We start from the raw sequence: 11,666 nt of genomic DNA on the forward strand, positions 1-11,666 counted from the left end.
TAAAGGGTTAAAAACCTATTTGCAGTCCCACGACCAGGCTCTTGTTCAGCGGGTTGGTGGCACCGTACGCTTCCGGGTCCGTCACGTCGATGTGGTCCAGGCACAGCAGGTCCACTCCCCGGGCATAGAGTTTTGCGTCGCCGATGAAGTGTGTCTTCTGGAGCAGGCTCTTGGGGAAGCGGTAGTACACCTCGACGTTGCGGAGCTTCAGGAACGACCGGTCGGCAAGCCACAGGGTGCTCGTTTGGTAGTTGTTGTTCGAGCTTTGGGTGGCGAGATGCGGATAACGGGCATCGGGATGCTCGGGTGTCCAGCGGTTGTCATAGTAGTGGCTGGAGAGCGTGGTGGTGTTCAGCAGCGGACGGAAGAGGCTCTTCGTGTTCAGCAGTGCCGAGTACTGTGCCGTTCCCTGGAACAGGGCGTCGACACCCCATCCCTTCCATTCCGCACCGAGGTGGAAGGAGTAGAAGATGCGGGGCGCGATGGTGCCGTAGCCGATGGCGGTCCGGTCGTTGCTGTCGATGAGGTGGTCGCCGTTGATGTCCTTATACTTCACGTCGCCAGCGTAGAGCGTGCTGAAGTTCTGGGGCAGCGTCTGCTGTCGCTGTGCCACTTCGTCAGCGTCCCTGAACAGCCCGTCGGCAACCAGTCCGTAGAGCTGGTCGAGGCTGTGTCCCGTCTGGACCAGGTTGGGATACTGGCGCGGCTCCTCCAGCTGTTCCTTGATTTCGTTGCGGTTCCAGTTGAAGTTCCCGCCGGCATTCACGAGGACGGAGCCGAGCCGGGCGGTGTAGTTCGCTCCGACTTCCACGCCCCAGCTGTCGACGATACCGGCATTCTCGAACGGGGCACCCATGCCCAGCACGGCGGTGTATTTGCCGTCGGACGACACCCAGATGTCCTTCCTCCGCTGGTAGTATCCTTCCAGGGTCACGTCCAGACCGCCCCACAACGTGGCGTCTACGCCTAGGTTGTATTTGTATGCCTTCTCGTGGGTGGAGTTCACCGAGGCGAGACGGCTGATGGCAGTCGTTCCGAACGAAGAGTCATAGGCGCTGTTGAACATGTAGCGCACGCCGCTCGTGGTGTAAATCTGGTCCCAGTAGTCGAGCACGGTGTCGCTCCCGTCCTTCGGCAGGTAGTCGGCGTTGATGACACCGAAGGAGGCACGCAGCTTCAGGAAGTCGACCCAGGACGCACGCTGCATGAAGTCCTCTTCCGACAACACCCATGCCGCAGAGACCGTCGGCGAGAACGCCCACTTGTGTCCCGGGGCCAGCAGGCTGGAGGCGGAGCCCACCAGGGCGAGGTCGGCGAAGTAACGCTTGGCATAGCCGTAGTGGGTGAACCACGAGAGGTTCTGCCGGAAGATGGTCGTGTTCAGTCCGTAGGCATCGCGGAACTCATATTCCCACTTGGCCTGCGAGAACACATCGTGCTTCCCGGCGAAGGTGCGGTTGTAGTCGATGCTTCCGGCGAAGTTGAAGAGCCGCATCCAGCTGTTGATGTTGGCGCTCTTGCCCATGGTGCCCGGTTCACCTCCGGTAGTCTGGGTGTAGAACGGTCCGTTCACCTCGTCGTAAGTCACGACGTAGCCGCCGTACTGGTATGCCTGGCTGTGGTCTTCCCAGATGGAGGAGTAGTTGTCGTATGCCAGGCGGAGGGTCGCTCCCAGCCCTTTGACGAACCCGGAGAGGTCCTGTGTCAGGGTGAGGTCGGCATAAAGGCTCTTGGTGTGTCCCTTCGAGTAGGCGGCTCCCTGTGCCTGTGCGACCGGGTTGAGTGTGCCCGTGAAGGTATTGTTGTTGCCGCCCCAGAGCCCGTCTTCGTTGCGGATGGGGAAGGCGCCGGCAGGCACGGTGTAAATCATGTCCCACAGGTTGGCGGACGCGCCGGGCCGGCTCGACTCGGACAGCGTTCCCAGCAGGTTGAGCTTCAGCCGGGTGCTGTTGGACACGTCGATGTCCAGGTTGGAACGCAGGTTGCCGCGTGCGTACTTGTTCTGTGTGGAGTAGCCGTCGTTCACGTCGGGGTGCTTGATGAAGCCTTTGTCGGTCACCAGTCCGAGCAACGTGTAGTAGCGGAACTTGGACCCTCCCCCGCGTATCTCCATCGTGTACTTGTTCGATACGCCGGTGTTCCTGAACGTCTCGTCGAGCCAGTTCACATTGGGATAGAGGTAGGGAAACTCCCCGTTGCCGAAGTATTCGATTTCCTTGTCGGCATAGCGCGGTGCCAGTCCCTCGTTGGCGCGTGCCTCGTTCATGGCGCGTGCATAGGTCGGCGCGTCGACGAACTCCGGCTTGCGTGAGAGGAAGTTGGTGACATGGTCGTAGGTGAACCGCATCTCGCGCGTGTTGTACTTGCCCCGTTTGGTCGTCACGAAGATGGCGCCGTTGACCGCCTTGTAGCCATACAGTGCCACGGCAGGTGCGTCCTTCAGCACCGAGACGGACTCCACCTCCTCCGGACTGACGAACGAGAGGTCACGCTCCACGCCGTCGACGAGGAGCAACGGGGCGCTGCTCGACAGGCTTTGCAGGCCGCGGACGTAGAACGTCGATTCGACAGCCGCGTAGTTGCCGGCATTCTGCAGGGAGATGAGTCCCAGCCCCTGTCCCAGCAACGCATTGGCTATGTCCTTGGCCGCGCGTTTGTCGAATGCCGGGGCAGAGACCGTCGAGACTGCCATGGTCGACTCTCCGCGGGTAAACGTGCGGTCGGCGCCCACGTCGACCGTTTCCGCCTTATATCCCATGACCACCTTCGTCAGTGAGTCGTCCACCCGGACAGTGGTTGTCCCTTTGTCGGGACTGAACACGACAAGCTTTTCGTTTTTGGCAGCCTTGATGGAGAACTTGCCGTCTTTGTCGGTCTCCACCCGCGTACCGGGCGCACCGATGACCATGACCGACGCGCCATAGACGGGGCGTCCTGCCGGGTCGACGACCACTCCCGTGACATTCCCGACGGCTTCTTGCGCCAGTGCAGGCAGGTTCGCGCACATCAGTCCTGCTACTATCAGATATCTATATGTTTTCATAAATCCATTCATCGTTTGGTTATTCACTTCTCGTCTTGCCGGACCTTACCATCCCGGGTTCTGTACGAGACCATACTTCTTGTTGATTTCTATTTCCGGGATGGGTGACAGGTACCATTTGGCATCGAAGCCGTTATCCCACCAGTAGCGGCGGATGTTCTTCAGGACGAACTTCTCGTAGTCGAAGCGGGTAGGCTGCTTCGCACCCTTGTTCTGGTCGCCCTCAAACCACTTCGTGTAGATGCGGTTGCCATTCTCGTCGAGCCGATAGATGAGCAGTCCGTGCAGCTCCTTCTCGAAGAGGTCCTTCCGCTTGTAGCGGATGAGGTCGAAGAAGCGTGAATCCTCCAGTCCCAGTTCGCAGGCACGCTCGCGGAGCAGTTCCTGCAGGAGGTTGGCCTTGTTGCTGCGCAGGTTCTTGTCCGGGTTGCAGTCCTCCAGCTTGCCCAGGCCGACACGTGCCCTCACCTTATTTATATACTCCAGTGCACCGGCATTGTCGTTGCGTGCCTGCAGGAGTGCCTCGGCATAGGTGAGGTAGATGTCCGACAGACGGAGCGTCACCCACTGGGTGTACTGGCGCAGGTAGTCGTTCCCCAGGTAATACTTCATGTTGTCATAACCGGTGGCGTATTGTCCCGTCTCGTTCTTCGAGTTGTTTCCGGCATCGTAGCCTCCCACCCAGAGCTCGTAGGGCTGTCCGCCCATCACGCCTGCAGGAGTCGACCAGTCGAGCATTTTCGGCAGTCCGTTGACGCGGGCACTCTCATAGAGACGCGGGTCACGGGTCAGCGTCAGGTCGCCCCCTTCGAGCGTGCCGGTCATGAACATGGCGTCCAGCCTTCCTTCCGCCTTGGTCTTGTCCCAGTCGAAAGGTTTGCCGTCAGCCCACGGGAACATCTCGACATACTCCTGCGTCGGAGTGTAGGAGTTGCGTCCCAGGTCCGCCCAATAGTGCCACATGTAGGTGGCGGACTTGAAGGCATCATAACCGTTGGTGCGGACGGAGTGCAGAATCTCGCGGCTGTCCTGTGCGATGTACGCCATGCGGTAGGCCCAGCGATAGCCTGCCGGGGTATTGTTGACCGACTGCTTCAGTTCGTAGAACCCGTTCTGCCGGAGCGCGCTCATGAAGTCCTCGCAAGCCTTCAGGCAGTTGTCCCACAACTCTTTCCTGTAGCCTCCGTACCACACGAGATGTTTCTGTTCCGCCTCCGACGAACCCCCGGCGTAGCCTTGCGCATCGTTGAACAGAGGAGAAGCGGCAAACTGCCAGATTTTGCACTTCAGCGCCATGGCTCCCGCCTTCGTCCATCGTCCCGTGTAAGTCGGACTGGTGGCTGCGGTGGAGCCGTCGTAAGCCCAGGGCAGTGCGCCCGAGTTGATGGCGTCGTCGAGCATCTCAATCATGAAGTTCACGGTCTCCTCCACCGTTGCCCGCGGATTACTGTAGCTCGATTCGTTGCCGATGAATGAAGAGCGCAGGATGGGCAGTCCGCCATAGTGTCGGAACATGTCGAAGTAGCGGGTTGCGATGAGGCACTTTGCCTCTGCCACCATGCGGGCTTTCTCTGAGGCACTCAGGTCGGGCACCTTGTCGATGTTTTCGATGAGCAGCCAGCACCAGCGTGTGACCTCCCAGACCTTTTCGTCGTTCCAGCAGAACTTGTCCTCACGACGGACGTAGTTCGCCTTGTGGATGCCCGTGTAGTATTGCGAATAGATGGTCGGTGCCGCCCAGTGCAGCTGCCAGCAGTCGGACAAGGCTTCCGCTTTGCCCACATAGGCGCTGCTGGAGACGGGCAGCGAGGTGTCGTCCTTGTACGGCAGTCCGTAGTATTGCCGTCCGTAGATGGCGTTCAGGAACTGCTGGGTGTAGAGCGCACTGGAGAACACCGTGTCTTTGGTGGCTGTTCCTCCCGGTGCCTTGTCCAGGAAGGCATTCCCGAATTTGATGTCATCCACGCACGAGGCAGCTCCGACGGACGCGAAGAGCAGGGCGCCGATGACCCAGGTATATGTAGTTCTCATAGTTGTTTGCTTTTAAGTTAGAATCCCAGTTTTAAGCTTAGTGTGTAAGTGCGTGCCAGCGGGTAGGACGGGGCATTGCTAGCCCGGGTCTCCGGGTCTCCCCAGAGATAGGGTGTGAAGGTCAGCAGGTTGTAGCCGCTCAGGGCAAGCTGGCAGGTGTTCATCTTCAGCTTCTTCATCCAGGGGAAGTTGAAGTTGTAGGCCAGCTGGAGCGTCTTCAGGCGCAGGTACTTCGAATCCTTCTCATAGAGCGTGCTCGATGCATAGTTGTTGGTCGCATTCTCCCAGGTCGGACGCGGATACTTGGCGCTCTGCGACGGATTGTCGGGTGTCCATGTGTTGTCGAGGTGGTAGGCCAGCAGACCGCCCGTCGTAGGGCCCGTTGCCGAGGTGAAGGGCTGGCGGAACACATCGGAAATCATGCGCGACACGTTCCACGCGGCTGTCCACTGGCTGTTGAACTCCCAGTTCTTCCAGCTGAAGCCGAAGTTGAAGCCGAGCATGTACTCCGGGTCGTCGGTGTAGCCGTAGTCGCGGCTCATGTCGTTCACGTCAATCTTGCGGTCACCGTTCAGGTCCACATAAACGGCGTCACCCGGACGCAGTTCCGCCATCTGTTGCGGATAGGGGCGGTGGAAAGTCTGCTCATACAGGTCCGGCGTCTGTTCGTCGTAGTAGCGCCAGAACACATATTGCGACCGCGCCCCGATGCGGTGTCCCTTCTGATACTGGTAGAGGTTGCTTTGCGGAGCTTCCTTGCGGTCGATGACCTCGTTCTGGTTCTGCGACAAGTTGAGGTTTGCCCAGTAGCGGAAGTCGTCGCCGAACTTGTCATTCCACTTCAGGGACAGTTCCCATCCCCAGCTGTCGACAGCTCCCAGGTTGGCAAAAGGCACGCTGAAGCCGATGATGCTGGGAGCGGTCCCGTCCTGCAGCAGGATGTTGGTGCGGTGTTCCCGGTAGTACTCGAAGGTCGCGCGCAAGCGGTCGTCGAAGAAGTTGGCGTCGATACCGTAGTTCTGTTTGAAGGCTTTCTCCCAACCTACGTCGGCATTGTTCTTCGATGCTTCGCGGGCGCCCAGGCTGATGGTCCCGTTCTCGATGCCGAAGTTGTATCCATATCCTCCGTTGCGGTTGGGGGACTCGCTGTTGTTGATTTCATACGGGTCTGCCAGGTAGAGGAAGCGCAAGTCCTTGTTTGTGGTCTTGTCGTTGCCCACAAGTCCGAAGCTGACGCGCAGCTTGAGGAAGCTGACGTACTTTTTCAGCGGTTTGAAGAAGTTCTCCTCGCTGAGTATCCATCCCGCTGAGCCGGCAGGGAACGTACCGAAGCGACGTTCCGGCGCGAAGTTCTCCGAGCCGTTGTAGCCGATGTTGAACTCAGCCATGTAGCGGTTCTTGTAGTCATAGGTTGCACGTCCGACCAATCCGACATAGCCGCGGGGAATGTCGCTGTAGGTCGAGCCGTAGTAGTACTCCTTCGACTGGTTGTAGAGCACCAGGGCGCTGACACTGTGGTCGCCGAAGGTGCGTGCGTAGTTGAAGCCAGCCTCCATGTACCAGTCGCGTCCTTTGCCGGTCTTCTGACTGTATCGGATGTCGGTGTTCTCGCCCGACTTGCGGTACTTCAGTGAACCGTCCTCCTGAATGACCGGCGTATAGACTGCCACGGCGCCACCTTCGCCATACTTGTAGATGGTGAAGTCGCTGTTGTAGGAACCTTTCAGCTTGAACGAGAGTCCCTTGGTCAGGAAGTCGAGCTTCTGGTCGATGACGAGGTCGGCGTTCAGCTTGTTGTTGCTCTGATGGTTGGTGCCGGTACCGTAGTAAGCCATGCCGGTGCCTCCCGTGAACGGCAGCTGCAGGTCGCTGTAGTCGGTGGCGGTCACGATGTAGCGTCCGTCGATGATGCCGGGGCTGGAGAACGGTGTGGCATAGTACATGTTCTTGATCATGCCCGACGCGCCCTGGCTGGTGTGCGGCTTGTCGGAGTTGTCCACGTTGCCGCTCAGGTTGATTTGCAGCGTGGTGCTCTTCGTCACGGTGAAGTCGAGGTTCGAGCGGTAGTTGAACCGCTGGTAGGAGTAGTCCAGGTTATAGGGGAGGCTGAAGTTGTTGAACAGACCGCCCTGCGTATAGGCTCCGGCAGAGATGAAGTAGCGCACCGTCTTCGTGCCGCCCGAGATGCTCAGGTTGTGCTGGCTCTGGAGCGTCCGGTCCTTCATGATGTAGTCCGCCCAACGGGTGTCGGGGAAGCGGATGGGGTCGGAGTGGTCCTTGAACTTCTGGATAATCTCGTCCGAGAACATCGGTGTCATCCCGTCCAGCTCGCGCATCCGGTTGTAGAACGTGGCATAGTCGTAAGAGTCTGCCTGTTCCACCATCTTTGTCGGTGTCAGGATACTGGCAGACGTGGTGAAGGATATCTTCGCCTTGCCTTCTGCGCCACGTTTGGTCGTTATCAGGACGACGCCGTTTGCCCCTCGGATGCCGAATACAGCCGTGGCGGAAGCATCCTTCAGGACGGTGATGCTCTCGATTTCATTCGGGTCGATGTCGTTCATGCTGCGTTCCACGCCGTCGACCTGAATCAGCGGCGATGAATCCCCGAAGGTCGCCTTGCCGCGGACGAAGATGCTCGCTGCATCCGAGCCCGGCTCTCCGGAATACTGCACGGTGGTCAGACCGGTCATCTGTCCACCCAGGACATTCGATACCGAGCCTACCGGTGTACGGGTCAGGTCTTCGGTCTTCACACTGGCGACGGCACCGGTCACGGTCACTTTCTTCTGCACACCGTAGGCGACGACCTGCACCTCCTGAATCATCTGTGTATCCTCGTGCAGGGTGACCGTCATGCCCGGACGGGCCTCCGTGGTCACTGTCTGATAGCCGATGAAAGAGATGGTGAGCCTTGTGCCCGGTTTGACTTTGATGGAGAAGTTTCCGTCGATATCGGTGATGGCACCCGCCTTTACACCTTGCACCTGTACGCTTGCACCGATGACCGGTTCGCCTTTATCGTCTACGACCGTACCCTTGAGGATGCCCTGTTGCTGTTCCATCCGTGTCTCGGCAAGGACCCTGCTCCCGGCGAGGGGCGAGGCTGCAAATGCCGACACAAACAGGACCAGGGGTAGGGTCGTGCCTGTTATGTAGTTTTTCTTGTTCATAGATATCTGTCTTTAGGAATAAGGAAGCATGCGGCAATCAGAAGGCTGCCATCATGCGGAATTGTCCGGCCCGTGAGCCGCGTTCAGCCAGGACGGTATAGAGCCCGCCTTCCATGCCGTGGGTCCATTGGTACACCTCGCTGCGCAGGACACTCGTCCAGTAATGTCCGGATTGTGCGGTAGTGGAGACGAGTTCCTGTCCGCCGGCTTTCGTCAGGCTGCTGTTGAGCTGGCTCAGGTTGTCTGCCACCTGTTGCAGACCTTTGGCGGACGGGAGGTACCACGGACTTGCCGATGCAGGAAGTTCAACGGCGGAGCGGTATGCCTGGATGAACTTGCAGGCATGGTCGCAGGTCGAGGGAGAACCCTTTCCCTCTTCCGTCACCATGGTCATGAGGACCGTGTTGTTGTAACCGAAGAAGGCGGGATACATGGCGAGCACATCGTTCTTCAGGCTGCCGTTGCGGCTGGTGTTGCAGTAAACGAACTTGCCTGCCCATTCCGCATCGTCATCGAACCAGGTATCATACGTCCCTGACTTGCCGGAGTGGTATTGGGAAGTGGTGGAGCCGTCTTCCAGCGCAGCATTGTTCAGCGCCAGTATCAGTCCGTGAGAAGCGGAGGGATAGTCGCGGAAGAGCGCGTCCTGCACATCGCTGCAGGCATCCGGAGCCATGACGTGCGGCTGTGGATTGCCGGCGTATGCCACGATGCCCACGACATTTGCCGGGACCGTCTCCGCATCCTTGCTTACCAGGGAGCCGTCGGCGCAGAAATAGTCGCCTACGGCAAGGGTATAGCTGATCTTGCCTGCATCCTTTATGGTGTATTTCTTCGCGTTGCCACCTTGCAGGTTCCCTTTGGCGCTGTACTCCATCAGTTGGGTACCGGTGTAGGAACCGCCGATGGTGAAGTCCTTGCCGGGATTGACCAGTGCCAGGTAGGTATGGGTCGCTGCGTCGTAATGCGGATGTGCTGCCTTGCCGTTGATTTGGAAGTCTGCGGGTGATACGTTCATCTGATAGTCGTCCAGTCCCGGGTTGGTGAAGTCATAGGTCAGCTTCGGCATCTCCAGCACGACGAGGCTCATGCGGTGGGTCATCGTGAAGGCTACTTTGCCTTGCAGACGTTCCCCCTCGGCATCGCTTGAACTGGTCATGAGGTCTTGCTTCGTGTAGTTGTCGCCGCTTTGGTCGGACTGGATGTTCCAGGTGTTGACATACGATTCGAACGGGTCGCCCGTCTGTGTGGCTGCATCCCATTTCCCGGCGTCGAACTTCACATTTTCGCTGTAGGGATAGTAGGCGAAGAACTTCATGTATTTGAATTCCGTGCCCTTGTATTCGATGGGTTCACCCTCCAGCTCCCAGTTTCCCTCCTTGAAGGTGAACTTGCGATTGGATATTTTCTCGACCACCTTGCCGCTGCGTACGGCAAACACGCCTATGGCATCCCCATCGGTGAAAGTGGTCTTGTAGGCTTGGTCGATGGCACGTGTGCCGTCGGTCGTGGCATAGCCGGAATCGGAGATGCTGATGGTCAGTCCTTGTACGGAAGAGGCGGTCAGGTCAGGCTCGTTCTCTTGGGAACAGGAAACGGTGGCAGACATACCGGCTGCCAGCAACGCGATGGATAAGTATGCGGATAGTTTCATGATATGAACTTGTCTTAGTCTGTTAATAAGATGAGATAAAGGCTATTTCTTCGGGGTTGCCTCGATGTCCTCGTTGGTGATGGTGCCCCAGTCTGAAGGGGTCATGGTAGTCTCTGTACCCACTACGCCCGGGTCAGGCTCCAGGTTGCCGCCGTCGACATCTTTCCACGGGCTGATTTGCGTCCCGGTGATGGTCAGGCGAATCGGGCTGTCGTTGTAGTCGTTGGCTGTCAGGGTGTAGTTGTAGGAGTAGCCCGGAAGCAGCTCTTTCAGGTTGGTGATTTCCACCTTATAATATACGCGGGTTGTTTTCGTGCTCATGGCACCCTCGATGAGCAAACCTTCGCTTCCGAGAGTCTGCGGGAGGAAGAAGCCGGTGAAGGTGTGGTTGTTCGCATCGGTCAGGCTCTGGTAGACACTGGCGCCGGCAGCGTCCTCGTCGACAGCGGTCTGTCCTGTCTTGGGGTCGAAAGTTCCGTTGAGCTTCAGTCCGGTCACGTAGCAGTCGATGTCGGTCAGTGTGAGGGGCTGTCCGTCCTTGTCCTTACCTGCCTGGAACTGCAGGACGATGCGGCTCATGGCATGGTTGAAGTCCAGACGGACGTTAGGTTGCTCACGGGTTGCCTGGGTGGAGGCGAACAGGAAGTCGAGCTTGGAACGCTTTTCGGCAGTTGTCAGGTTCTCGCTGGTCGTAGCGACCTTCTGTACGTTATCCGATGAGTACGGATAGAAAGCCGTCACTTCGTACGCTTCGTTACCCAGCAGCCAGATTTCCTCAGCCCGGTTGGTCGTGAAAGAGTTGTCGCCCTTGTTATAACGGTAGGGGACATTTTGCTGGGTCGGTCCGCAGGTGATGCTGATGGTGTCGCCATCGTCCCAGTTCAGACCGGTGACTCTTGACAGGTCATTGCCGTTCGGGTCATTGATTACTGCGCTGAAGGTCACCTTTGCACCGGGGTCTCCGGAAAAGATGATGTCAGAGTCGCTGATATTGTTGCTACATCCGGCCATAAGTAGGCAGGCCAGTGTCGCTACCACATGGTTTTTCTTCATACATTGTGGATTAAAGGGGTTAAACGATTTTGTTAGGTAGAATTATTTCAGGTAGTCAGGGTGGACCGATGGAATGCACGTTCCCCGGGCGGGAGGCCTTTCATCGGTAAAAAGAGTCTTGTGTAAGGGTGGTGAATGCAGGATTGCCCGGATTCGGGTAAATTCAACAGGTGAAAAATCTCCCCCCCCCCCACACACACACATGTCGGCGGAAAGGGTTGAAACAGAAAGTCTTGAGACTAGAGCAGACCGGACGGCATAGGGCTGTCCGTAAGACTGTGACTCGTTGTACTGCATTGTGTCCATAACTTCGTATTGATTAAAAATCGGTAGTTTCTTCCGGAAGAGACTACAATTGGTTTTTCAGGGTTTGTCAATGTTTCGGGTTGTAAAGAATGTCGCGCTTTTTGATTCGCCTCTTCTGTCAACTCTTCACAAATGTATGTAAAAAGCGTTATCTGCAAGCGATTTCCCGGTCATTCTGCTAAAAGGGACAGAAAATACATGCTTTTGGTAAATATTCCATGTCCACTTCCTTCCCGTACAGTCCGTAATGGGGCGGTTTTAACGATTCTGGGACTCTTGAAGAGGAGAGGTCATGTACTGTTTATTGGATAAATAGAAGGTTTGATATGTTAAGAAATTTTCTTGTGTCCGGTTCCCTTGTTCCCTCCTTCGTTTCTATTTTGTCCGCTACTCTGAACTGCATTTC

5 protein-coding genes are annotated in these 11,666 nt (G+C 57.4%); all 5 read right to left on the reverse strand.

The features are described from left to right. Window positions 1-7: 7 nt before the first annotated feature. Genes M3087_RS09030 through M3087_RS09050 form a run of 5 tightly spaced genes read right to left on the reverse strand, consistent with a single transcriptional unit; the run spans window position 8 to window position 10,954 of the window. On the reverse strand, window positions 8-3,043 hold the full coding sequence (locus tag M3087_RS09030) for a SusC/RagA family TonB-linked outer membrane protein (protein WP_249095146.1): 3,036 nt from the start codon (window positions 3,041-3,043) through the stop codon (window positions 8-10). A 45-nt stretch (window positions 3,044-3,088) separates the two neighbouring features. After that, on the reverse strand, window positions 3,089-5,074 hold the full coding sequence (locus tag M3087_RS09035) for a RagB/SusD family nutrient uptake outer membrane protein (RefSeq protein WP_249095148.1): 1,986 nt from the start codon (window positions 5,072-5,074) through the stop codon (window positions 3,089-3,091). Window positions 5,075-5,091: 17 nt separating this feature from the next. Next, on the reverse strand, window positions 5,092-8,247 hold the full coding sequence (locus M3087_RS09040; RefSeq protein ID WP_249095150.1) for a SusC/RagA family TonB-linked outer membrane protein: 3,156 nt from the start codon (window positions 8,245-8,247) through the stop codon (window positions 5,092-5,094). A 37-nt stretch (window positions 8,248-8,284) separates the two neighbouring features. Beyond that, complete coding sequence (locus M3087_RS09045) at window positions 8,285-9,901, reverse strand: fimbrillin family protein (RefSeq protein ID WP_249095152.1); 1,617 nt, start codon at window positions 9,899-9,901, stop codon at window positions 8,285-8,287. 42 nt (window positions 9,902-9,943) lie between these two features. After that, window positions 9,944-10,954, reverse strand: coding sequence for a fimbrillin family protein (locus tag M3087_RS09050; protein WP_249095154.1), 1,011 nt, complete (start codon window positions 10,952-10,954; stop codon window positions 9,944-9,946). Window positions 10,955-11,666: the final 712 nt, after the last annotated feature.

The organism is Mediterranea sp. ET5 (assembly GCF_023337025.1).
GTDB lineage: Bacteria > Bacteroidota > Bacteroidia > Bacteroidales > Bacteroidaceae > Phocaeicola_A.

What these genes read in the sequence shown, in the direction of transcription:
- M3087_RS09045 (WP_249095152.1), bottom strand. Translation starts at nt 9,901, where the DNA reads ATGAAACTATCCGCATACTTATCCATCGCGTTGCTGGCAGCCGGTATG.
- M3087_RS09035 (WP_249095148.1), bottom strand. Translation starts at nt 5,074, where the DNA reads ATGAGAACTACATATACCTGGGTCATCGGCGCCCTGCTCTTCGCGTCC.
- M3087_RS09030 (WP_249095146.1), bottom strand. Translation starts at nt 3,043, where the DNA reads ATGAAAACATATAGATATCTGATAGTAGCAGGACTGATGTGCGCGAAC.
- M3087_RS09050 (WP_249095154.1), bottom strand. Translation starts at nt 10,954, where the DNA reads ATGAAGAAAAACCATGTGGTAGCGACACTGGCCTGCCTACTTATGGCC.
- M3087_RS09040 (WP_249095150.1), bottom strand. Translation starts at nt 8,247, where the DNA reads ATGAACAAGAAAAACTACATAACAGGCACGACCCTACCCCTGGTCCTG.